The following is a 22,544-nucleotide window of genomic DNA, read 5'->3' as shown; positions in this document are numbered from 1 at the left end:
GTCACGGCCGCCGATGATCCCGAACTGGCTGCCAGGCGGTGACCGCCCAGATGACCACTACGCTCAGCCCGATGATCAAGAGGGACCACGCGGGATAGTAGGGCAGGGACAAGAAGTTGGCGATCATCACCAGCGCCGCGATACCCACTGCCGAGTATCGGGCCCAGGCGGCGCCCGTCATCAAACCGATCGAGCAAATGATCGCGATCACGCCGAGGACGACATGGATCCATCCCCACGTGGTCGCGTCGAATTCGTAGACGTAGCTGATACCGGCGACATAGAACTCGTCTTCGGCGATCGCGGCGATTCCCTCGAGGATGGAGGCGGCCGCGGTGAGGAACAGCATAATCGCGGCCAGGATGGCGATCCCCGCGGCGGCGGCTTGCCGCTCGAAAGGCTCTTCCTCGGGAACGGGACGATTTACGGAAGAATTGCGCTCGGTCATAGCAATCCCCTTGCTGCAGCGAACTTCGGACATGGGCAATCGCGCACTCTGGTAAGGGCGGCGCCTGACTAAAGGGTGGAGCTCGCGATCGGAGTCGATCGCCCACTATCCGTCGATCTCGACACGCCGCGAGTTTATCGGACACATTCCCGTCGATGCCGCGATGTTTCAGGTTCGCAACCGTCCCGGGCGGCCGATCAGACCGCGCGCGGATTCCACGTCGTGACGGCCCAGATGACCACCACATCGAGCACGATGATCAGGATCGACCACGCCGGGTAGTAGGGCAGCCACAGAAAATTCGCGATGATCGACAGCGACGCGATGACGACCGCGACAATCCGCGCCCAGGTCGCGCCGCTCAGCAGACCCACCCCGCTCAGCACGAGGACGATTCCGCCGACGAGGTGGATCCAGCCCCATGTCGTGGTGTCGAATTCGTAGACGTAGTCGATGCCGACGACGAACAGGTCGTCCTCGGCCACCGCTGCGATGCCCTGTAGAACGGACAACACACCGACGACCAGGAGCAGGACCGCGGCGCCGATGGAAGTGCCCGTGGCGAAACCCTGCCGAACCGGATGCTCGGTTTCCGATACGTGAGCCATCATGAATCCTTCCGTAGAGGACCGACGTCCAACGTTTCTCACCGGGAGCCGCGACGGCCTCACCCGAAACGGATGAACCGGATCGCCATCGACCGGTCCGACGACTGATTTCGCGATCTCATCCCTTGCGGGTGACGACCGGCCGACGTCGGCGGGGAAGCCTTGCTTTGTGGTCGACCGACCGCGTACGCCGGAAACGGAGGATCCTATGGCAAAGACAGACGACGAAACATTCATCTATCTCGCGACCTATCCGAACGAGGCCGCCGCTCGCGCGGACTACCAGGTCGTCAAGGATCTGCACAGCGAAGGCTTGGTCGGCTCCTACGACGCGGCCGTGGTCACCAAAGACGCCAACGGCAAGGTGCACGAGAACAAGGACGAGACAGCCACCCGCCACGGTGCCTGGGGCGGTATCGCGGCAGGCGCGGTGCTCGGTGTGATCTTCCCGCCCGCGATCCTCGCATCGGCAGCTGTCGGCGGTGTCATCGGGGCCGTCGGCGGGCACCTTGCCAAGGGCATATCGCGGTCGAAGGTCAAAGAACTCGGCGACTTCATCGATCCCGGCCAGGCGGGCCTCGTCGTCATCGGGGAGCTCAAGGTCAAAGAAGCTATCGAGAAAGCTGTGACCAGGGCAGAGAAGGAAGTCGCCGAAGAGCTCGGTGTCGCGCCCGCGGATATCGATCGGGTGCTGCAGGAGGCTGTGAAGGGGCTGTAGCTACCGGGTCGGTCGCCGCGCGACCGCCAAGGCGGCGTTCACTCGGGCGTCGATGTCGCGGTCGACCCTGCCCCTGGATAACGCGGAGTCGACCGACGGCATCGTCGTGCGCGAGCTGTGATTGCGATCTACGCCACACTCGTGTCATAGTTGCCAGCATTGAGACGAAGTCGTCTCAACGCGCCGGACGTAGATCGAAAGAAATCACATGAGCAATTCACCATTGATCACCACCGGTCTGCCGATCGCGCTGGCGATCATCATGATGTTGCTGGCCGCCTCGCCAGGGGGGAACACAGCGACTCTGTTCAGCCACCTCTTCCGGATCACCAAGTGGCCCAAGCGAACCAGCACCCCAGAGCCATTGCCCGTCCGCTAGGGCCGCCATGCGATTTCACGATTGTGGCCCCAGAGATTCTGTCGAGCGCATGCCCGCGCAGTCTCAGGAAAATGTAAAGGAAGTCGATTCTCGATGATGAGAAAGCTGATCACTCGTCCGCTCTGTCGCGCCGCCGTCGGCGCGGCCGTACTCGCGCTGATCGCCGTGCCCACCGCCGGTGCCCAGCCGTCACCGGCGAGTGGGGCCCGCTACGTCGCCTTGGGTGATTCGGGCGCGGCGACTACGGGTGTGCTGAACATCGACCCGACGGCACCGCTGCTCTGCGCGCGCTCGACAGCGAACGCCCCGGCCCTGATCGCCGACGCACTGGGGATCAGCTACGAGGATCGCACCTGCAGCTCGGCGAAGATCCGCGACCTGACCGGGCGCCAGTCGGGGGTCGTTCCGCCGCAGTTCGAGGCACTCGGCCCCGCTACCGAAATCGTCACACTGCATATCGGCGCCAACGACGCCGAGATGACCAGGTTCATCGGCAGCTGCCACGCCGCCGCGGTCACCGGAGGTTGCGCGACGGCGGCCGATCCTGCCTGGGACGCCGCCATCGATGCCATCGCCCCCACCTACACTTCCGCGCTGGACGAGATCAGCCGCCGCGCGCCGAAGGCCAAGATCTTCGTCGACGGCTGGCCCACCTACTTCGACCCGGGAACTTGCCCGGCGATGGTGGGGCTGCTCGCCGACGACGCGGCCTACATCCAGTCGAAGTTCGACCGCCTCAACGCCGTGGTCAGTCGCGAGGCCACCGCCCACGGCGCGATCTACATCGACACACGCCAGGCTTCGACAGGTCACGGTATGTGCTCGGCAGCCGATGCCCGCTGGTTCGATCCAGTGGTCGGCGGAGACACGATGCTGCCCTACCACCCGACCCTCGTCGGGCACCGGGAAGTTGCCGAACTGATCGTGGCCACCATCCGGTCCTCCGACGCCGTCCCCCGCTGACAACCTGCCCGCCACGGAAGCGGTGCTGCGGTGGTTTCGGTAGGCACGGGCGAGCAACGACAGGATTCGAGCAGTGCACAGTCCGAACCGGATCGCTGCTTTCGTGAGTGGATCGAGCCTCGAGCAGTCGGGTGATTTCGACGAGCTGCGTGTGTTGTTGACCGACTATGTGACCGGTATCGACGAGCGGGTTGATCGGCTGGTCGCCCAGCTGCGCGTGCAAGTGCCGGAGTACACGGTCTTGGCATCGTCCGACATCGCCTTCTTCACCGCGCCTATCGTCCGGTCGGTCTTGGAGCACGTGTCGGCGACTTTTACCGCGCCCGCCGCCTGCAGCATCAGCGCGGTGGGCGAGCTGGCCCGTCGACGGATGCGGCAGGGCTTCCCGCTGGAAACCCTTACTCGCAGCATCCAACTCGTCGCCCGGTTCGTGCTCGCGGCCCTCGACGAGGAAGCCTCCCGACGCGGGCTGCCGCCGAGGGTGGTGCTCCGGGCTCACGACCTGGCGTGGGAGTTCGCCAACGACGCCGCCGGAGTCATCGCCGAAATCCAGCACGACATGATCGCGGAGGGTCCGCGCCGGAACGCCGGACAGCGCGTGCAGTTCCTCCGCGCACTGTTGGGTGGACATCTGTCCGCCCGTCGTCTGGCCACCGATGCCGGTGTGTTCGGGATCGACCTGGCCGCGCACTATCAACCGTTGCGCGCGCGACCGGATGAGGTCGATGACCTGCCTGCGCTGATGGCCGTAGTGGCCCGCACGAGCGCTACCCGCGAGCAGCGACCGGTCCTCGCGGTCGCCGAGGGGGAGTTGTTCGGCGTGGTGCCGCGGCCGCCGGTGGTCGACGATCGGTGGTTGGTCGCCCTTGCCGAACCCGCACCGCTCACCGCCATGGCTAGCTCCTTCGACGAGGCCACCACGACTCTGCGACTGGCCCAGGTATTCGGTCGCAGGGGAGTGGTGACACCCGCCGATCTCGGGCCGTATCCGCTGGCGATGCTGGGGACCGGCGATGTCGAAAGACTGGAGCGCCGACACTGCACAGTGCTCGACGACGGACGGGCCGGGCGCCGCGACATGGAAGACACCGTCTGGGCTTTCCTCGAACACGACAGGAACACCGATGCGACCGCCGCCGCGCTGATCGTCCATCGCAACACGGTGCGCTATCGGCTTTCGCGGTTCCAGGAACTGACGCACCTCGATCTCGCACACACCCACGACCTGGTGACGGTGTGGTGGGTGCTGGCCCATCGACGCCTTCGACGCTCGTCACCGATGGGTTCGGCATGCCACTGACGCGCTAGCGGTGTTGGCGCCGACATGGCCTCGGTCTGGGTGGTCGACCTACGCCACCCCGGCCGATATCGACCGGATCGAGGAGAAGCCGCTCGGCGAACGCGGTCGGCGACACGTCCGGACTCTCCGACTACAGCTATCCCGTGGACAAGGTTTTTTGTCAGCGGATCGGGGAACGGCGATCATCGCCGAAATGTGGCAGAGCTGCCATCGCGGAAACATGTTTTGCGCAGGTCACCGTCATACCCGGGTGCTCTTCTGAGGGTGCGAGCGCACTCGAACACGCAGAAGCCCTGATCTGGCCCGAAAGCCAGGAATCTGTGCGCGAGAGGGGACTTGAACCCCTACGTCCGTGGACACCAGAACCTAAATCTGGCGCGTCTGCCAATTTCGCCACTCGCGCTTGGATGTGTACGACCGTCCAAACTCTACCGGGCGAATCCGGCTGTGCGAAGCGTAGGGGCGGCGTGGCGTACTCGTGGGTAACACGACCTGGGGTTATAACGATTCGGTAAACCTCAATGTGAGGGGCACTCATGTTTGAGAACCCGAGTAACAGGCCGGACCTGCGCGTTCAAACATGAGGCCGCGTCATGTTTCGCAAGATTCTGGTACGGACGTACGGAAATACTGGGCAGTAGCTCGCTACCGGGCCAGAAACGTGAGGCTTTCCTCATGATTTTGTGCGATCGTGGCTCTCAACAGGCCCAAGGGGCTGCCGGATACGTGTGCGTGCCGTCGGTGGGCGACACGCCAGGAGAAGGAAGTCGAGCGTCTTGACGATCAACGAGAGCACCGAAATCGGCACGGAAGCGACCACGAAAGCGAATGGTCGCGGCCAGGCCAGGGGTGTCCGCGCGGCGCTGCTGGAGCAGCTGCGCACCGGAGCGGGATACGCGTTGGCGTTCGGCGGACAGGGTGCACAGTGGCTGCGCGAGCTCGAGGAGATCGGGCGCGACAGCGCGCTGGAGCCCGAGCTGGCCGCGCTGGTGAATGACGCTGCCGCGCTGATCGAGCCGGTTGCGACGCAGTTGCTGGTGGTGCGCCCCGGTGGATTCGACCCGATGGGCTGGGTGCTCGAGAGCGAGCTCGACGAGCCGGAGGAGCCCTCCTCGGCGCCCGCGGACTCGGTGCTGCGGTCGGTGCCCGTTTCCATGCCGGGTGTGCTGCTGACCCAGCTCGCCGCGACCAGGGCGTTGCGGTTGCAGGGTCTCGACCCGGCCGAGCACGCGCCGGTCGCGATCGTCGGACACTCGCAGGGGCTGTTCGCCGCCACCGCGGTCGAAGCGGGCGGCACGCGTGACGCGGAGCTGCTGGCCATCTCGCAGCTCGTGGGTGCGGCCGCCGGGCTCGTCGCACGCAGGCGTGGACTGATGCCGGTGGGCGAGCGCTCGCCGATGGTGGCCGTGTCGAATGTGGATCCGGAGCAGCTGCGGGCGATCGTCGCCGAGGTCGCCGAGGGAGTCGATCCCGCGATCGCCGCGGTGGTGTCGATCCGCAACGGACGCAGGCGCGTCGTGATCTCGGGTGCGCCCGCGCAGATCGATCGGGTGCGCATTCGTTGCGCGCAGCTGCACGACGAGCAGACCCGCGAGCGCGAGAGCAAGGCCCGCGGTGGCGCGGTATTCGCGCCCGTGTTCGAAGACATCTCCGTCGACGTCGCCTTCCACCACCCGGCGCTGGCCGAGACCGTCGAACTGGTCGCCGGTTGGGCCCGCCAGTGCGAGATCGACGCCGACCTCGCCGCCGCGCTGACCCAGCAGGTGCTCGTCGACCCGATCGACTGGGTCGCCACCGTCGATGCCGTGGTCGAAGCGGGCGCGCAGTGGATCCTCGACCTCGGCCCCGGCGACCTGCTCTCGCGGGTGACCGGCGGTTCGCTCAAGGGCACCGGTGTCGGCGTGATCGCCGCCGCCACCCGCGCCGGTCAGCGCAGCCTGCTCACCCCGGGCGCCGCGCCGGAGCCGTCGACGCCGTGGTCGGCGTTCGCGCCGAAGCCGGTGCGTCTGCCCAACGGGCGCATCGTTGTCGAGACCGCGTTCACCAAGCTCACCGGCCGTTCGCCGATCCTCCTCGCGGGCATGACCCCGACGACCGTCGACGCGAAAATCGTCGCGGCCGCGGCCAACGCGGGCCACTGGGCCGAGCTGGCCGGTGGCGGACAGGTCACCGAGCAGATCTTCGCCGACCGGGTCACCGAGTTGCGTCAGCTGCTGCAGCCGGGTCGCGCCGTGCAGTTCAACTCGCTGTTCCTCGACCCTTACCTGTGGAAGCTGCAGCTGGGCGGTAAGCGCCTGGTGCAGAAGGCGCGGGCGGCGGGTGCGCCGATCGACGGCGTGATCGTCACCGCGGGCATCCCCGAACTCGACGAGGCCGTGGCGCTGATCGGTGAGCTGTCCGAGGCGGGCATCAGCCACGTCGCGTTCAAGCCGGGCACCGTCGCCCAGATCAAGGCCGTCCTGCGCATCGCCGACGCCGTTCCGGACTACCCGGTGATCATGCACATCGAAGGCGGCAAGGCCGGCGGGCACCACTCCTGGGAAGACCTCGACGACCTGCTGCTGGCCACCTACGCCGAGCTGCGCGGCCACGCCAACGTGGTGATCTGCGTCGGCGGCGGCATCGGCACTCCCGAACGCGCCACCGACTACCTCACCGGCGCCTGGTCCACCGGCCACGGCTACCCGCTCATGCCCCTGGACGGCGTGCTGGTCGGCACCGCGGCCATGGCTACCCTCGAGGCGACCACCGCCCCCGCGGTGAAGCAGCTGCTCGTCGATACCCCCGGCACCCCCGACTGGGTCGGTGCGGGCACCGCCAGCGGTGGAATGGCCTCCGGGCGCAGCCAATTGGGCGCCGATATCCATGAGATCGACAATGCCGCCTCGCGGACCGGCCGCCTGCTCGACGAGGTCGCGGGCGATGCCGACGCCGTGGCGAGCCGTCGCGCCGAGATCATCGCGGCGCTCGACGCCACCGCCAAGCCCTACTTCGGCGACGTCGCCACCATGACCTACCAGCAGTGGCTGGAACGCTATGTCTCCCTGGCCGTGACGAGCGAGGTGCCGATCTCGTTCGATTGCGGCAGCGATATCGGTGAAGCGATCCGCGACGCCACCCGCTCGGACTGGCTCGACATCAGCTGGCGCGACCGGTTCGCGGAGATGATGCGCCGCACCGAGTCCCGGCTCAACCCGGCCGACAGCGGTGAGATCGAAACGCTGTTCGCCGACGACGAAGCCTTCGAGCACCCGGTGCAGGCGTTGTGCGCGCTGCAGAAGCAGTACCCGACGATCGCCGACACCGTGCTGCACCCGGCCGACGTGCCGTTCTTCGTCTCGCTGTGCAAGACGCCGGGCAAGCCGGTGAACTTCGTGCCCGTCGTCGACGCCGATGTGCGTCGCTGGTGGCGTTCGGATTCGCTGTGGCAGGCCCACGATCCGCGTTATTCGGCCGATCAGGTGTGCGTCATCCCCGGCACCGTCGCCGTCGCCGGTATCACCCGCGTGGACGAGCCCGTCGGTGAGCTGCTCGACCGCTTCGAACAGGACACCGCGTACAGCCTGGTCAGGGCCGGTGTCGTCCCCGAGCCGGTGGACGCGCGCCGCGTCGCCGGTGTGGTGGCGGGACCGATCGACACCGTGCTCGCCGCCCCCGACGTGCAGTGGGCCGGTCGCACCACCGTCAACCCGGTGCATCGCCTCGGTGACGTCTCGGAGTGGATCGTCGAGCAGGGGAGTGCGGTGCATCGCGCCACCGGCGCCACCCTGACCGAAACCGCCGGTCCCGAAGCCGAATTCGGCTACGTGGAGCTGACGGTGCCGCTGGTCCGTGATTCCGTGCGGATCCGCATCACCGTGCCCGCGAGCGTGTATTCCGGTGGCGCGCCGGTGATCACCGACGCCGATGCCGAGACCGCGATGTCGGCCCTGCTCGGCGTCGCAGCCGGGAAGTCGCTGCCCGAGGTGAAAGCCGGTGTGGCGCACCTCAACCTGGCGTGGATGCCGGATCTGATCGCCGACCACGCCGGTGTCACGGGCTCGGGCCTGCCCGACACCCTCAGCACTCTCGGCCGTACCGCCCCCGATGTGCTCGTCGGCGCCTGCTGGCCCGCGGTCTTCGCGGTGCTCGGCGGGGCCCGTACCCCGGCCGGCGGCTCCGTCATCGAGGGCATGCTCGACCTGGTCCACCTGGATCACCAGATCGACCTGCTGAGCGAATTGCCCTCGGAGACGAGCATTCTTGTCGTCCGTGCCGAAGGCGGCGCGGTGGTCGATACCGACATGGGCCGGGTGGTCGAGGTCGAGGTGAACATCGGCCTGATCCTGGATCAGGGACTCGACGCCACCCCGCTGGCCCGGCTCGTCGAACGCTTCGCCATCCGTGGCCGCAACGGCGCGGGCGAGCTCACCGATCCGCCGCGCGCGGCCGGTGCGGTCTCCGACGACGCCACCGATACCCCGCGTCGCCGTCGCCGCGACGTGAGCATGGCCGCCCCGCGCGCCATGCACGCGTTCGCCGCGGTCTCCGGCGACCACAACCCGATCCACACCTCCGACGCCGCCGCCAAGCTGGCCGGCCTCGGCAGCCCGATCGTGCACGGCATGTGGCTCTCGGCCGCCGCCCAGCACGCGGTGGTCGCGGTGGATCCCGAAAGCTCCGTTCCCGCACGCACTCTCACGGCATGGACCACCCGGTTCCTCGGCATGGTGCGCCCCGGCGCGACCGTGGACGTGCGGGTGGAGCGGATCGCGGTGGACGCGGGCGCCGAGATCGTCGAGGTCTCCTGCCGCGTCGACGGTGACCTGGTCATGACCGCGACCGGGCGCACCGCCGCCCCGAAGACCGTGTACGCCTTCCCGGGCCAGGGCATCCAGCGCAAGGGGATGGGCCTGGACGCGCTGACCCGCTCGAAGGCGGCCAAGCGGGTATGGGAGCGTGCCGACGCGCACACCCGCGACGCCCTCGGTTTCTCGATCCTGGCGGTGGTGCGCGACAACCCGACCTACCTCAAGGCGCGCGGTGTCGAACACCGGCACCCGGACGGCGTGCTGCACCTGACCCAGTTCACCCAGGTCGCGATGGCCACCCTCGGCGTCGCCCAGGTCGCCGAGCTGCGGGAATCGGGCGCGTTCGTCGAAGGCGCGATGCTGGCCGGTCACTCGGTCGGTGAGTACAACGCTCTCGCCGCCGTCGCCGGTGTGCTGCCGCTGGAAGCCGTGCTCGAGGTCGTGTTCCAGCGTGGCTCGGCCATGCACGAACTGGTGCCGCGTGACGCGCAGGGCCGCAGCGACTACCGGATGGCCGCCATCCGCCCGTCGCAGATCGGACTGCCCGACCCCGAGGTGATCGACTTCGTCAACGGGATCGGCGCCGAGACCGGCGAGTTCCTCGAGGTGGTGAACCTCAACCTGCGCGGCTCCCAGTACGCCATCGCGGGCACGGTCGCCGGGCTCGAGGCCCTCGAAACCGAGATCGACCGCCGCCGTGCCGAATTCGGCGGCAAGCGGGCCTTCATCCTGGTGCCCGGCATCGACGTGCCGTTCCACTCCTCGGTGCTGCGCGACGGTGTGCCGGAGTTCCGGCACAAGCTCGAGCAGCTGCTGCCCGCCGAGGTGCACCCGGAGGTTCTGGTCGGACGCTACATTCCGAACCTGGTGCCCCGTCCGTTCTCCCTGGACCGCGCCTTCCTCACCGAGATCGCCGAACTCGTGCCGTCGGAGCCCCTCGTGGCCGTCCTGGCCGACTTCGACAGCTGGGCCACGCGCGATGCAGAGCTGTGCCGCGTAGTGCTGATCGAGCTGCTGGCCTGGCAGTTCGCCAGCCCGGTGCGCTGGATCGAGACCCAGGACCTGCTGTTCACTGACACCGCCCACGGTGGTCTCGGCGTGGAACGGTTCGTCGAGATCGGCCTCGGTGCCACCCCGACCGTGGCGAACCTGGCCTCGCAGACGCTGAAGCTGCCCGCGTTCGGTGGGGTGACCGTGGAGGTCGTCAACGCCGAACGTGACGCGACGGTCGTCTACTCCACCGACACCGATCCGGCCCCGGTCGACGACATCGACGACGCCCCGGTCGAAACCGCGGCCGCGCCGACCGCTGCCGCGGCTCCCGTCGCCGCTGCTCCGGTAGCGACCGGCGGCCCGCGCCCCGACGACATCACCTTCAGCGCCGCCGACGCCACCCGCGTGCTCATCGCGCTGTGGACCAAGCTGCGGATGGACCAGATCGGCCCGGTCGACACCATCGAGGGCCTCTGCGACGGTGTCTCCTCGCGGCGTAACCAGCTGCTCGTCGACCTCGGCGCCGAACTCTCCCTCGGTGCCATCGACGGCGCCGCCGACGCCGATATGGGCGCACTGGCCGCCACCGTCGAACGTCTTGCCCGCACCTACAAGCCCTTCGGCACCGTGCTCACCGATGCCATCGGCGACCACTTGCGCAAGGTCTTCGGCCCCTCCGGCAAGCGGCCCGCCGCCATCGCCGACCGGGTCAAGAAGGTCTGGGAACTCGGCGACGGCTGGGCCAGCCACGTCACCGCCGAGGTCTCCCTCGGCACCCGCGAAGGCGCGAGCGTGCGCGGCGGTGACCTCGGCGGTCTCGCCGGCGGTGCGCTCAGCGATGCGGCTTCGGTCGACGCCGCCATCGACGCCGCAGTGCAGGCTGTGGCCGCACGGCGCGGTGTCGCGGTCTCGATGCCCTCGGCGGGTGGCGCTACCGGCGGCACCGTCGACGCTGCCGCGCTCGGCGAGTTCACCGAGCAGATCATCGGACGCGACGGCGTGCTCGCCACCGCGGCCAGGGTCGTGCTCGAACAGCTCGGCCTCAGCGAGAAGATCAGCGCACCCGAGGCGACTCCCGATACGCTCGCCGACCTCGTCTCGGCCGAATTGGGTTCGGACTGGCCGCGTCTGGTCGCTCCCGCGTTCGACGCTCGCAAGGCCGTGCTCATCGACGACCGCTGGGCCACTGCTCGGGAAGACCTCGCGAAGATGTGGCTCGGCGACGATGCCGCCACCGCGGAGCAGTCGATCGACGGTTTCGTCGGAGCCGGTGAAGCTGTTGCCGCCCAGGCGAGCTGGTGGCGTCAGCGGGCCATGCACGAGGCCCGTTCGGTGCTGGCCGGGGTGTACGCGCAGATCGCGAAGGCCGCGCTCGACACCACCGAGCCGGGTCTGTGGTCCGACGACCTCGCCGTGATCACCGGCGCCAGTAAGGGTTCCATCGCGGCAGCCGTCACCGGCAAGCTCCTCTCCGGCGGCGCGACCGTGGTGGTCACCACTTCCGGCCTCAACGACGAACGGCTGCGGTTCTACCGCTCGCTCTACCGCGACAACGCCCGCCACGGTGCGGCGCTGTGGGTGGTCCCGGCCAATATGGCCTCCTACCAGGACCTCGACGCGCTGATCGAATGGGTCGGCACCGAGCAGGTCGACAACGCGGGTGGCGCCAAGATCAAGGTCAAGGACGCCATGACCCCGACGATGCTGCTGCCGTTCGCGGCACCCCGCGTCGCCGGTGACCTCGCCGACGCGGGCGCCCGCGCCGAAATGGAGATGCGGGTCCTGCTCTGGTCGGTGGAACGGCTGATCGGCGGCCTGTCCGCCCTCAACGCCGACCACGACGTCGACGCGAAACTGCATGTGGTGCTGCCGGGTTCGCCCAACCGTGGCCTCTTCGGCGGCGACGGCGCCTACGGCGAAGCCAAGGCCGCGCTCGACGCGGTCGTCACCAAGTGGAAGGCCGAGAAGTCCTGGGCCACGCGGGTGACGCTGGTGCACGCGCTGATCGGCTGGGTGCGCGGCACCGGGCTGATGGGTCACAACGACCCCATGGTCGAGGCCGTGGAGAAGGCGGGCGTGCAGACCTGGTCGACCACCGAGATGGCCGACGAACTGCTCAAGTGGTGCACCTCGCGTGCTCGTCAGGTGACGCTCACCGGCCCGCAGCAGATCGACCTCACCGGTGGTCTGGCGCGTGCCAAGCTCGACCTGCCCGCGCTCGCCAAGCAGGCGCAGGAGGCCGCGGCCGAGCAGATCGAGGAAGCCGCCACCACCGCGACCATCGCCGCGCTGCCCGCACCGCCCACCCTGAGTTCGGCGCTGCCCGTGCCTGATTGGGCTCCGGTCACCGCGGAACTGAGCGACATGGTCGTCATCGTCGGCGCCGGTGAACTCGGCCCGTACGGCTCCTCGCGCACCCGCTTCGAGATGGAGGTCGAAGACCAGCTCTCGGCCGCCGGCGTGCTCGAACTGGCCTGGACCACCGGTCTGATCCGCTGGGAGAACGAGCCGAAGCCCGGCTGGTACGACACCGAATCCGGTGACTTCGTACCCGAGGCCGAAGTCGCGGAGCGCTACCACGACACCGTCGTCGAACGCTGCGGTGTGCGCCGCTACGAAGACGACGGCGCCATGCTCGACAACGCGGCCCCGCTGCTCACCTCGGTGTTCCTCGATCAGGACCTGACGTTCACGGTCGCAGGCGAAGCCGAGGCACGGGCGTTCGCCACCGCCGATCCCGAGCACACGGTGATCAGCCCGGTCGAGGGCTCGGGCGACTGGACCGTCACCCGTCAGGCGGGCACCGAGATCCGCGTGCCGCGCAAGGCCAAGCTCTCCCGCGTGGTCGGCGGCCAGATCCCGACCGGTTGGGACCCCACCATCTGGGGCGTCTCGGCCGACATGGCCGCCTCGATCGACCGGGTCGCGCTGTGGAACATCGTCTGCACCGTCGACGCGTTCGTCGGCGCGGGCTTCAGCCCCGACGAGCTGATGAGCTGGGTGCACCCGAGCCTGGTGGCCAACACCCAGGGCACCGGCATGGGCGGCATGTCCTCGATGCGCTCGCTCTACGTCGACAACCTGCTCGGCGAACCGCGCCCGAACGACATCCTGCAAGAAGCACTGCCCAACGTCGCCCTGGCGCACGTGGTGCAGTCCTACGTGGGCAGCTACGGCGCCATGGTGCACCCGGTCGCGGCGTGCGCCACGGCGGCGGTCTCGGTCGAGGAAGGTGTCGACAAGATCCGGCTCGGCAAGGCCGAGGTCGTGGTCGCCGGTGGTTTCGACGACCTGGGTATCGAAGGCATCGTCGGCTTCGGTGACATGTCGGCCACCGCCGACTCGGCGAGTATGCGCGCCAAGGGAATCAGCGACCGCTACTTCTCCCGTGCCAACGATCGCCGTCGCGGCGGGTTCGTGGAATCGCAGGGCGGCGGCACCGTGCTGCTGGCCCGCGGTGACGTGGCCGTGGAGATGGGTCTGCCGGTGCTCGGCGTCGTCGCCTTCGCCCAGTCCTTCGCCGACGGCGTGCACACCTCCATCCCGGCGCCGGGTCTCGGTGCGCTGGGTGCGGGGCGTGGCGGCAGCGAGTCGCGACTGGCGGCCGAACTGCGCAAGCTCGGCGTGACCCCCGACGACATCGCGGTGATCTCCAAGCACGACACCTCCACCGCGGCCAACGACCCCAACGAGTCGGAGCTGCACGAGCGGCTCGCCGGCGCGCTGGGTCGTACCAGCGGCGCACCGCTGTTCGTGGTCTCGCAGAAGAGCCTCACCGGCCATGCCAAGGGCGGCGCGGCGGCATTCCAGCTCATCGGCCTGTGCCAGGTGCTGGAGAACGGTGTGGTGCCGCCGAACCGCAGCCTGGATTGCGTCGACGAGAAGATGGCCGGCTACCCGCACCTGGTGTGGGCGCGCGAGCCACTGCGGTTCGGCGAGAAGTTCGCGCTCAAGGCGGGTCTGGTGACCTCACTCGGCTTCGGTCACGTGTCCGGTCTGCTCGCGGTGGTCCATCCGCAGGCGTTCCTGGCCGCGATCGACCCGGCCGCGCGGGCGGAGTACCAGGAGCGGGCGCAGACGCGTCAGCTCGCGGGTAGGCAGCGCTTCGCCGAGGCCATGTGCGGCGGGTCGGCACTGTACGAGAAGCCCGCCGATCGTCGCCTCGGCGCCGACGGCACGCCGGCCAAGCAGATCCGTCAGCTCGAGGCCGACATGCTGCTCTCGCCGCAGGCCCGTCTCGACAGCGACGGCGTCTACAGCGCGAACGGATGGGGCTGCGGCACCGGGCAAATCACCCCGCAGTCGACCGAAGCGCCGTAGGCTGCCGCTTCGTGACGATTCTCGGTATCGGCTTGGACTTGGTGACCATCTCCGAGTTCTCCGAACAGCTGCAACGGCCCGGGTCGACCATGCTCAGGGAGACATTCACCGCTGGTGAACGTCGCTACTGCCAGAGCAAGCAAACCGACCCGGCCCGCAGCTTTGCCGCACGCTGGGCCGCGAAGGAGGCGGTGCTCAAAGCCTGGGCATCGTCTCGCTTCGCCCGCAGCCCACAGATCGGCGACAATCCGTACCCGCTCATCGAAGTCGTCAACGACGCCTGGGGCAGGCCCAGCATCAAACTCCACGGCCTGGCCGCGGAATTCCTGCCCCGGGTGCGGGTACACCTGTCCCTGACCCACGACGGCGACACCGCCGCGGCAATGGTGGTGCTGGAGGACCCGGGCGAGTTGGCCGATTTGATCGAAGGCCGAAACTAGAAGTCGCGAACCGTCATTTCTCTTCGGCGGTTCGCGATTCTTTTTCCGCGACAAGCAGATACGCCACCATCAGGCGCTTGAGTTCGGCGACGGCATCGGTGTTCGATTGATCTTCCTGCACCGAGAAATTCAGCATCGAATACACGACGTGCACCAGCACTTCGGCCATCATCGTGCGCCGGGCGCGCGGTGTGCGCGGCGTCAGCGGCCGCAGCATCTGCGAGACGACCGCGGCGAATTCCTTCTCGTGCAGCGCGCCCGTAGCCCGGGTGGAGGGGGTCGACTGCATCGCCAACCACACCTCGCGCCGCGACGGGTCGGTGGTCCACAGGTTCGCCATGTGGTCGACGAACTGGTTCATGTGCCGCAGCCAGTCCAGCGAGGGCACTTCACCGTGGAAGTCGGCCAGCTCGCGAGAAACCGCAACCAGGTCTTGTCGATTGAGTTCGCAGACGATCACGTACTTGTTGGCGAAGAACTGATACAGGGTGCCGATCGGCACCTCGGCGCGCTGCGCGACCTCTTCACAGGTGAACGATTCGAACCCCACCTCGACCAGCAGCTCGCGCGAAGACGCCAGCAGCGCGTCGAATTTGCGCTTGCTGCGCTCCTGCGTCGGCCGCTTGCGCGGCATCAACTCTTGCGGGTCGTCCTGCAATTCCAGCGCAGGGTCCGGACGGCTCTGCGGTGACCGGGCCTGCGCGTGTACTTCCACCCATCCAGGCTAGCGGTATCCGCACATCCGCGACACGCCTCTACCGACAGCGTGTCAACAACTGGCAGAAACCCTGACCCATCCATGCCCTGACCGGTGACGAATCATCAGATAAGTGTGCGTCTATCTGCACGCTTGTTCGCGGCTAGCCAGCTCACGCCGCACCAGACCTACCGCGAAGTGACGGACCCCGCGTGGTCTCGTCCCGCACCGTTTCGCACAGGGGAAGGCAAGACTTGTGGCAACAGGATCTGTGGTAACCCTCGGCGTCAGCACCGAGCGTGGAGCCGTGCACGCGGTCGCGTTCGCCGAATCGGGCGTCACTCTCACGGATCGGATGCTGCTGCGGCGCACCGTCCGTGCCGGTGGTGATGGTAAGGCCGAAGTAGCGGCGGCGGTGCACACCGCACTCGACGCGATCGCGGCCGAACTCGACGACGAGCACGAGATCGCCGGGGTGGCAGTGAGTTACCGCGACGCGAACGAGCGGCGCGCGATCGTCACCCGTCTGGCGGAGACCGAATGGCGCACCGCCTCGCTGGTTTCGGCGAAGTCGGCGCATCTGTTCGTCGCGGGCGCGATGACCTGGCTGGACGAGTTCGACAATCTGCTCATCGTCGAGGCCGTGCCCGGGTACCAGGCGATGACACTGGTCGACCCGGGTCGCCATCGCGTGCTCGCCGCGTACTCGCAGACCGGCGCGCCGACGCCCGACGCCCTGCGCGCGGGCGTATCGGCAGCGTGGGATCAGTTCGAGGCGGCGTCGGTGAAGCCCGGCGCGGTGGTGCTGGTCGGTTCGTCGTCGGACGCGCCCGCGGTGCGCGACGCGGTCGCCGGGTTCGGTGTGCCGGTGCTGCCCTGTCGGTTGGCGCCGTTCGCGCCCGCCGCCGGTGCCGCGCTGGTCGCGCTCGGTGACACGGTCGTGGTGCCGATATCCACCGGCTCGCGCTCCAAGCGGGGGACGGCGATGGTCGCGGCGGCGGCGAGTGTGCTGGCCGGCGGGCTCGTCGCGGGTGGTTCGTATGCGGTGATCAACAGCGGTCGGCCGGTGGTCGACAACACCGCCGTGTCGTCGGAGCCCGGCGCCGCGTCGGCGCCGGTTATTCCGCAAGCCCCCCAGACACACGAGGCCGCCTCGGTCGAGACCGGGGGTGTGACGGAAGAGTCGACCACCTCGCCGTACGAGACGGTGTCGCCGAATCCGCAACTGGTGAACCCGGGCGAATTCCCCCTCGACTACCCGACCCAGCTGTACGGAGACGCGCCACAGGAGGATCCGCTGCCACTCGAGCCTGTCGCGCCGGTGGTGCCGCAGATTCCCGCCGCGGCCCCGACCCTGCCGGGAACGGGCATTCCGCTCAGCATGCAGCCTGCGCAGGCTGTCACGCCGGAAGGTCCGCGCACGGCATCCGCCGACTGACCGTCTCCACACTGAAGGGGCAGCGCACGCGCTGCCCCTTCAGTGGTTTCAGACGCTGGTACGACGCCGGAACAGGATTCCCGCCGCGAGGTACCCGACCAGCGCGATTCCCGCGCACCACAGCACCGCGAGCAGCCCGCTGTTGCCGATCGGCGTGCCCATCAGCAACCCGCGCGTCGTCTCGATCACCGGCGTCACCGGCTGATTCTCCGCGAACCGGTGCAGCCATACCGGCATCGACGAGGTCGGTACGAAAGCAGAGCTCACGTACGGCAGGAACATGAACACGAAGGTGAAACCGTTGGCCGCCTCCGGGTTTCGCGCGAGCAGGCCCAGCGCGGCGGCCAACCACGACAGTGCGAACACGAACATCGCGAGCACTCCGAAGACGCCGAGCCAGCGCAGCGGATCGGTGGTCGGCCGGAAGCCGAGCGCCACCGCCACCCCGACGACGATCGCCGAGGTGATCAGGTTGCGGATCACGCTCTCGGCGACGTGCCCGGTGAGTACCGCCGAGCGGGCGATGGCCATGGTGCGGAACCGGTCGATGATGCCCTCGGCCACGTCCGTCGACAGCGCGACCGCGGTGGTCGACGCGCCGAAACCCGCGCACAGCAGGATGATTCCGGGCACCACGTAGTCGATGTAGTCGCCCGCTCCCACGTCCATCGCGCCGCCGAACACGTAGACGAACATCAGCAGGATCATCACCGGCAGGGCGATCGTCATGATCATCGTGTCAGGGCTGCGCAGGGTGTGGCGGATATTGCGATCCAGCATGGTGGCCGAATCCTGGAGCGTGCGGGTGGTGCTCATGCGGCTACCTCGGTTCGTCCGGTCAGTGCGAAGAAGACATCATCGAGGTCGGGGGTGTGCACGGTGAGCTGGTCGATCGCGATGTCGAGTTCGGCGAATCGGTCGAGAAGCTGTTTGATCTCGGTGGCGCTGCCGTCCGAGGGCACCTGCAGGGTCAGCTGTTCGGGATCGGCATGTCCACCGGAGTCGCTGTCGAGCGCGCGGGCGGCGGCGTCGAGTAGTGCGCGATCGGCGAAGCGGAATCGGATGTGTCCGCCCGGCACCAGGCGTTTGAGTTCCTCGGGAGTGCCGTCGGCGACGATGCGGCCGCCGTCGAGCACGGCGATCCGGTCGGCGAGCTGATCGGCTTCCTCCAGGTACTGCGTGGTGAGCAGGATGGTCGTCCCCTCGGCGGCCAATTCCTTGATGGCAGTCCACAGGTCGCGTCGGCTGCGTGGGTCGAGGCCGGTGGTCGGCTCGTCCAGGAAGACGATGCGCGGCTTGCCCATCAAGCTCATCGCGAGGTCGAGCCTGCGACGCATGCCGCCGGAGTAGGAGGCGACCGGCTTGTCGGCGGCGTCGACCAGGTCGAAACGCTCGAGGAGTTCGGTACCGCGACGCAGCGTCTCGGCCTTGCCCAGGTGCAGCAACCGGCCGGTGAGCCGCAGGTTCTCGGTGCCGGTGAGTACCCCGTCGACGGAGGCGTTCTGGCCGGTGACGCCGATCAGTCGCCGGATCGTATCGGGGGCTTGTCGCAGATCGTGCTCGAAGACCTCGACATCGCCGCGATCGGGCAGGCTCAGGGTCGCCAGGATGCGGACCAGCGTGGTCTTGCCCGCGCCGTTGGGGCCGAGAAGGGCGAAGACGGTGCCCGCGCTGATGTCGAGGTCGAGGTCGTCCAGGACTACGTGGGCGCCGAAGGCTTTGCGTAGGTGCCGGATCGAGAGGGCGGGCGGTCGTTCGGGTGCCATGAGTTCTCTCCGATCGAAAACTGTTTATGCGGTATACTCAGTTTATAGGCTAAACAGTTCTTGAGCGCAAGAGGAGGCGAGCTAGAGTCGAGGCGAGCAAAGGAGGCAGATGACGACGTCCGGCGACACGGCGCTCCCGAGATCGGTCGAGCTGATGTGGGGCCTCGGGCAACCCGGCGGCCGCGGCCCCAAACGGGCACTGACCCTCGATCAGATCCTCGACGCCGCCACCGAAGTGGCTGATGCGGAGGGGTTCACGGCGTTGTCGATGAACCGGGTCGCCAAGCAGCTCGGCTACACCGCGATGTCGCTGTACCGGTATGTCGACAGCAAGAACACGCTGGTCGACCTGCTGATGGACCGGGTCGTCGGGGTGCCGCCCGTGATCGCGCCGCAGACGCCGTGGCGGTCAGGGCTCGAGCAGTGGGCGCGGGCCGAGTTCGCGCGGCTGGGTCGTCATCCCTGGTGGATGGACATTCCACTGAGTCGCCCGCCGATGGGCCCGAACAATATGGCGTGGCTCGAAACGGCGTTGGGGGTGCTCGCCGAAGCGGCGGTGCCGGATCCGGTCAAGCTGCAACTGGTGATGAACGTGTCGATGTTCGTGGTGGGAAAACGGCGGTTCCTGCGGGACCTGGAGGAGGAAGAGGGCGGAGACTTTCCCTCGGTGATGACCCGGGTCCTCGACCCGCAGCGCTTCCCTTGGGTGTCGGCCGCCCTGTCCGCCGCCGCGTTCGATGATGGCGATATCGAGTGGGAGCAGGCCGATTTCGAATTCGGCCTGGCCCGGTTGCTCGACGGTTACGAGGTGTTCATCGCCACTTTCGGCGACTGACTACACCGACAGATCGCGGCGCAACTTAGCGACGTGGCCGGTGGCGCGGACGTTGTACTGGGCGAGTTCGATCGTGCCCTTCTCGTCGACCAGGAAGGTCGAGCGGATCACGCCCGTCACGGTCTTGCCGTACATCATCTTCTCACCGAAAGCGCCCCATTCTTTGAGCACCTCGCGCTCGGGATCCGACAGCAGCGGGAAGGTCAGGCCCTCGTTGTCGCGGAATTTCGCCAGCTTGGCGGGCTTGTCGGGCGAGATCCCGATGACCTCGAGGCCCGCGCCACCGAGGTCGGCCAGGTTGTCGCGGAAGTCGCACGCCTGCTTGGTGCAGCCGGGGGTGCTGGCGGCCGGGTAGAAATAGACGATCACCTTGCGGCCGCGGTAGTCCGACAGCGATACGTCGTTGCCGTCGGCGTCGGGCAGCGTGAACTCGGGGGCGGTGTCTCCGGGGGAGAGGCGATGGTTGTCGGTCACCACCGCACGGTAACCGACCGGGTCGGCGAGGCGCATGGATAGACTCGGTGACGAGCAGCAGACATTTACCTGGAGGTGACGGTGGCCAAGGACGACACCGACCGGATAGAACGCGAGATCGAGATCGCGCGTACCCGGTTGGCGACCACGCTCGACGAACTGGCGGTGCGCGCGGATCCGCAACGGATCGCGGACGACACCAAGAATATGGTGGTCGCCAAGTTGAACGAGCCGAAGGTCAAATACACGCTGATCGGAGCGGGCGCCCTCGTGGCCGGCCTGGTCCTGATCAAGATCTTCCGCAGCTGAATCAGCTGGCCGGACAACAAAAAACACCCGATGTGCCAACGAGTCACATCGGGTGTTTTTGTGTTTCTACTGCGTGGGGCAGGCCAGGCCGTCGCCGTCCGGGTCGAGGTGCGGGGAGTAGCCCGCCTCGCCGCGGAACAACGGCGCGCGGCCGGCGGCCATCGCATCGTCGCAGCTGCGGAACGCGCCACCGGCCGAGCCGGACTGGACCAGGTTGGCCGAGCCGGTCGCTCCGAGAATGGAGTCGAAGCTGGACGAACCGGTGCCCGCTGAGCCCGCGAACGGGTTGGCATGGGCGACCGGTGCGGCGATCAGGGCGAGCCCTGCGGCGGCAAGGCTGACGGTGAGCCGACTAACGTTCATGAATTCCTCTATGTCTGCTGCGGTTCGGGAGTGGTGACGGCCACGATGTGGCCGGTAGCCCCGTCCACCTTTGTGACGGGGCGACCGATTGTCAACCGCACGCGACCCGAGGATTCGCCGCGAGTAGCGGTCGGTTATTCACCCAGTCTGCGCCCGGTCAGGTGTTCGGCCGGGATAGTGCCCATGCGACCCGCGTTGAAATCCTCCATCGCCTCGATGATTTCCTGGCGAGTGTTCATCACGAACGGCCCGTATTGAATCACCGGTTCGCGCAAGGGAGTTCCGCCGAGTAGCAGGACCTCGAGATCGCCGGTGGTGCTGTGCTGCGTGAGATCGGCGGTCAGGGTGAGGGTGTCGCCCTTGCCGAAGACCACCAGTTGCCCGGCGCTGATCGGCCTGCGATCGACGCCGACCGTGCCGCTGCCCGACAGCACGTAGGCCATCGCGGTGAAGTCCTTGGGCCACGGCGTTTCCAGCTGGGCGCCGGGCACGAGCGAGGCGTGGGCGTAGGCGATCGGGGTGTAGGTGGACCCGGGGCCGGCGAAACCGGCGACCTCACCGGCGATGACGCGCACGAGCGCACCGCCGTCGTGCGAGCTCACCAGGGTCAGTTCGCTCGCGCGCAGATCCTGGTAGCGCGGGGTGGCGAACTTGTTCGCCCGCGGCAGGTTCACCCACAGCTGGATTCCGTGGAAAGTGCCGCCGGAGATCACGAGCTTCTCCTCGGGCAGTTCGTCGTGCAGCATGCCGGAGCCCGCGGTCATCCACTGTGTGTCGCCTTCGCCGATGACACCGCCACCACCTTGGGAATCGTGGTGGACCATGGTGCCGTCGAGCATGTACGTAACGGTCTCGAAGCCGCGGTGCGGATGCCATGGCGCGCCCTTGGCGGCGTACGGCTCATAGGCCACCGGGCCCATCTGGTCGAGCAGGATGAACGGGTCGGCCGAGCGCAGATCAACGCTGGGGAACGGCCGGGTCACCTCGAACCCGGCGCCTTCCTGCTGGCGCGCGGCGGTGACGATCTGGCGAACCGGACGCTGGGTCTCGGTGACATCGGGGCGGGGCAGCCGGGGCAGCACCATGATGTCGTCGACGGTGATAGCTGGCATGGGGTGCCTCCTGGGAGCTTCTCGAGTCAGTTGGTTTCCGTGTCAACCAACATGGCCCTAGAATCATTCCCGTGCCCCGATGGTTGTCCGAAGAAGAGCAGAAGACCTGGCGGTCCTACATCCTCATGCGTCAGCGTCTCGACGCCGTCCTAGCCGCGGGCCTGGGCGAACACGGACTATCGATGGCCGACTACGAGCTGTTGGTGCCGCTGTCGGCGGCGCCCGGCGGATGCCTGCGAGCCAAGGACCTGGCCGCCGAGGTCTGCTGGGACAAGTCCAGGTTGTCCAAGCAACTGGCCCGGATGGCCACCCGTGGACTCGTCGATCGAGTACCCGCCGAGGACGACGCGCGCGGAATCGTGGTGTCGCTGACCGAGGCCGGACACAAGATCTTGCGCGAGGCCGCGCCCGAGCACGTCGAACTGGTGCGGGAGTTGTTCATCGACCGGATGACCGACGCGGAAAGCACGGCGGTCCGCTCGCTGGCCGAGAAGGTGATAGCGGCCGGCGAGGCCCGAAACGATTCAGCCGGTTAACGATTCGTGCCCACACCCCGATGCGTTGTAGACAGGGCTCGAACTTCGCACAGGG

General features: G+C 67.9%; 18 protein-coding genes and 1 tRNA gene. 10 read left to right on the top strand and 9 right to left on the bottom strand.

All coding sequences use genetic code 11. The features are described 5' to 3' along the window. Position 1 precedes the first annotated feature (1 nt). On the bottom strand, positions 2-448 hold the full coding sequence (locus ASD42_RS27195) for a DUF7144 family membrane protein (protein ID WP_056821646.1): 447 nt from the start codon (positions 446-448) through the stop codon (positions 2-4). Positions 449-645: 197 nt separating this feature from the next. After that, positions 646-1,056: a DUF7144 family membrane protein gene (locus ASD42_RS27190; RefSeq protein WP_131817153.1), complete on the bottom strand. Its 411-nt coding sequence runs from the start codon at positions 1,054-1,056 to the stop codon at positions 646-648. Between the two features lie 208 nt (positions 1,057-1,264). Here ASD42_RS27190 and ASD42_RS27185 point away from each other — a divergent pair, with 208 nt between their 5' ends. From ASD42_RS27185 to ASD42_RS27175, 4 genes are all read left to right on the top strand, one after another. After that, positions 1,265-1,774 (top strand): DUF1269 domain-containing protein, encoded by a 510-nt coding sequence (locus tag ASD42_RS27185; RefSeq protein WP_056821643.1) that lies wholly within the window; start codon positions 1,265-1,267, stop codon positions 1,772-1,774. 208 nt (positions 1,775-1,982) lie between these two features. Continuing rightward, complete coding sequence (locus ASD42_RS34595) at positions 1,983-2,153, top strand: hypothetical protein (RefSeq protein WP_156677600.1); 171 nt, start codon at positions 1,983-1,985, stop codon at positions 2,151-2,153. A gap of 93 nt (positions 2,154-2,246) precedes the next feature. Further along, on the top strand, positions 2,247-3,116 hold the full coding sequence (locus ASD42_RS27180) for an SGNH/GDSL hydrolase family protein (protein WP_056821642.1): 870 nt from the start codon (positions 2,247-2,249) through the stop codon (positions 3,114-3,116). Positions 3,117-3,219: 103 nt separating this feature from the next. Further along, complete coding sequence (locus tag ASD42_RS27175; RefSeq protein ID WP_131817154.1) at positions 3,220-4,416, top strand: PucR family transcriptional regulator; 1,197 nt, start codon at positions 3,220-3,222, stop codon at positions 4,414-4,416. Positions 4,417-4,737: 321 nt separating this feature from the next. Here ASD42_RS27175 and ASD42_RS27170 read toward each other — a convergent pair. Next, positions 4,738-4,819: transfer RNA gene (locus ASD42_RS27170), tRNA-Leu, on the bottom strand. Between the two features lie 373 nt (positions 4,820-5,192). On the opposite strand from ASD42_RS27170, the gene ASD42_RS27165 reads away from it, so the two are divergent. Together ASD42_RS27165 and acpS are read left to right on the top strand one after the other, a co-directional pair. Further along, a complete protein-coding gene (locus ASD42_RS27165) occupies positions 5,193-14,519 on the top strand; it encodes a type I polyketide synthase (protein ID WP_056821639.1) in 9,327 nt (3,108 codons plus the stop codon). Between the two features lie 11 nt (positions 14,520-14,530). Further along, positions 14,531-14,959 carry a holo-ACP synthase AcpS gene (gene acpS, locus ASD42_RS27160; protein WP_056821637.1) on the top strand — a complete coding sequence of 143 codons (429 nt, stop codon included), beginning with the start codon at positions 14,531-14,533 and terminating at the stop codon, positions 14,957-14,959. 13 nt (positions 14,960-14,972) lie between these two features. Here acpS and ASD42_RS27155 read toward each other — a convergent pair whose 3' ends face one another. After that, the gene (locus tag ASD42_RS27155; protein WP_082844012.1) at positions 14,973-15,593 is read right to left on the bottom strand and encodes a TetR/AcrR family transcriptional regulator; all 621 of its coding nucleotides are present in this window, start codon (positions 15,591-15,593) and stop codon (positions 14,973-14,975) included. A 319-nt stretch (positions 15,594-15,912) separates the two neighbouring features. Here ASD42_RS27155 and ASD42_RS27150 point away from each other — a divergent pair, with 319 nt between their 5' ends. Next, positions 15,913-17,094, top strand: coding sequence for a hypothetical protein (locus tag ASD42_RS27150; RefSeq protein ID WP_131817155.1), 1,182 nt, complete (start codon positions 15,913-15,915; stop codon positions 17,092-17,094). A 48-nt stretch (positions 17,095-17,142) separates the two neighbouring features. On the opposite strand, the gene ASD42_RS27145 is transcribed toward ASD42_RS27150, so the two are convergent. Together ASD42_RS27145 and ASD42_RS27140 are read right to left on the bottom strand one after the other, a co-directional pair. Continuing rightward, positions 17,143-17,910, bottom strand: coding sequence for an ABC transporter permease (locus tag ASD42_RS27145; RefSeq protein ID WP_056821631.1), 768 nt, complete (start codon positions 17,908-17,910; stop codon positions 17,143-17,145). Further along, positions 17,907-18,860: an ABC transporter ATP-binding protein gene (locus ASD42_RS27140; RefSeq protein WP_056821629.1), complete on the bottom strand. Its 954-nt coding sequence runs from the start codon at positions 18,858-18,860 to the stop codon at positions 17,907-17,909. Before ASD42_RS27140 ends, ASD42_RS27145 begins: the two co-directional genes overlap by 4 nt. A gap of 109 nt (positions 18,861-18,969) precedes the next feature. Between ASD42_RS27140 and ASD42_RS27135 the strand changes: the two genes are divergently transcribed. Next, a complete protein-coding gene (locus tag ASD42_RS27135) occupies positions 18,970-19,695 on the top strand; it encodes a TetR/AcrR family transcriptional regulator (RefSeq protein ID WP_056821628.1) in 726 nt (241 codons plus the stop codon). Here the strand turns inward: ASD42_RS27135 and bcp are convergent, their stop codons facing one another. After that, positions 19,696-20,169, bottom strand: coding sequence for a thioredoxin-dependent thiol peroxidase (gene bcp, locus ASD42_RS27130; RefSeq protein WP_056821877.1), 474 nt, complete (start codon positions 20,167-20,169; stop codon positions 19,696-19,698). A 75-nt stretch (positions 20,170-20,244) separates the two neighbouring features. Between bcp and ASD42_RS27125 the strand changes: the two genes are divergently transcribed. Beyond that, entirely contained in the window at positions 20,245-20,478 is a 234-nt protein-coding gene (locus tag ASD42_RS27125; RefSeq protein WP_082844000.1) for a DUF3618 domain-containing protein, read from the top strand. A 66-nt stretch (positions 20,479-20,544) separates the two neighbouring features. Here ASD42_RS27125 and ASD42_RS27120 read toward each other — a convergent pair whose 3' ends face one another. Together ASD42_RS27120 and ASD42_RS27115 are read right to left on the bottom strand one after the other, a co-directional pair. Then, positions 20,545-20,841 carry an excalibur calcium-binding domain-containing protein gene (locus ASD42_RS27120; RefSeq protein WP_056821625.1) on the bottom strand — a complete coding sequence of 99 codons (297 nt, stop codon included), beginning with the start codon at positions 20,839-20,841 and terminating at the stop codon, positions 20,545-20,547. Between the two features lie 134 nt (positions 20,842-20,975). Next, the gene (locus ASD42_RS27115) at positions 20,976-21,953 is read right to left on the bottom strand and encodes a pirin family protein (RefSeq protein ID WP_056821622.1); all 978 of its coding nucleotides are present in this window, start codon (positions 21,951-21,953) and stop codon (positions 20,976-20,978) included. Between the two features lie 71 nt (positions 21,954-22,024). On the opposite strand from ASD42_RS27115, the gene ASD42_RS27110 reads away from it, so the two are divergent. Beyond that, positions 22,025-22,489, top strand: a complete 465-nt coding sequence (locus ASD42_RS27110) for a MarR family winged helix-turn-helix transcriptional regulator (protein ID WP_056821620.1) — start codon at positions 22,025-22,027, stop codon at positions 22,487-22,489. The last annotated feature ends 55 nt before the right edge of the window (positions 22,490-22,544 follow it).

It is taken from the genome of Nocardia sp. Root136, assembly GCF_001427185.1.
GTDB lineage: Bacteria > Actinomycetota > Actinomycetes > Mycobacteriales > Mycobacteriaceae > Nocardia > Nocardia salmonicida.
The sequence above is the reverse complement of the archived record's forward strand: the minus strand, read 5'-3'. Positions and strand labels throughout refer to the sequence as shown.

Coding starts and splice junctions, on each gene's coding strand:
- ASD42_RS27195 (WP_056821646.1), bottom strand. CDS start 448: ATGACCGAGCGCAATTCTTCCGTAAATCGTCCCGTTCCCGAGGAAGAG.
- ASD42_RS27190 (WP_131817153.1), bottom strand. CDS start 1,056: ATGGCTCACGTATCGGAAACCGAGCATCCGGTTCGGCAGGGTTTCGCC.
- ASD42_RS27185 (WP_056821643.1), top strand. CDS start 1,265: ATGGCAAAGACAGACGACGAAACATTCATCTATCTCGCGACCTATCCG.
- ASD42_RS34595 (WP_156677600.1), top strand. CDS start 1,983: ATGAGCAATTCACCATTGATCACCACCGGTCTGCCGATCGCGCTGGCG.
- ASD42_RS27180 (WP_056821642.1), top strand. CDS start 2,247: ATGATGAGAAAGCTGATCACTCGTCCGCTCTGTCGCGCCGCCGTCGGC.
- ASD42_RS27155 (WP_082844012.1), bottom strand. CDS start 15,593: ATGCCGCGCAAGCGGCCGACGCAGGAGCGCAGCAAGCGCAAATTCGAC.
- ASD42_RS27145 (WP_056821631.1), bottom strand. CDS start 17,910: ATGAGCACCACCCGCACGCTCCAGGATTCGGCCACCATGCTGGATCGC.
- ASD42_RS27140 (WP_056821629.1), bottom strand. CDS start 18,860: ATGGCACCCGAACGACCGCCCGCCCTCTCGATCCGGCACCTACGCAAA.
- ASD42_RS27135 (WP_056821628.1), top strand. CDS start 18,970: ATGACGACGTCCGGCGACACGGCGCTCCCGAGATCGGTCGAGCTGATG.
- ASD42_RS27120 (WP_056821625.1), bottom strand. CDS start 20,841: ATGAACGTTAGTCGGCTCACCGTCAGCCTTGCCGCCGCAGGGCTCGCC.
- ASD42_RS27115 (WP_056821622.1), bottom strand. CDS start 21,953: ATGCCAGCTATCACCGTCGACGACATCATGGTGCTGCCCCGGCTGCCC.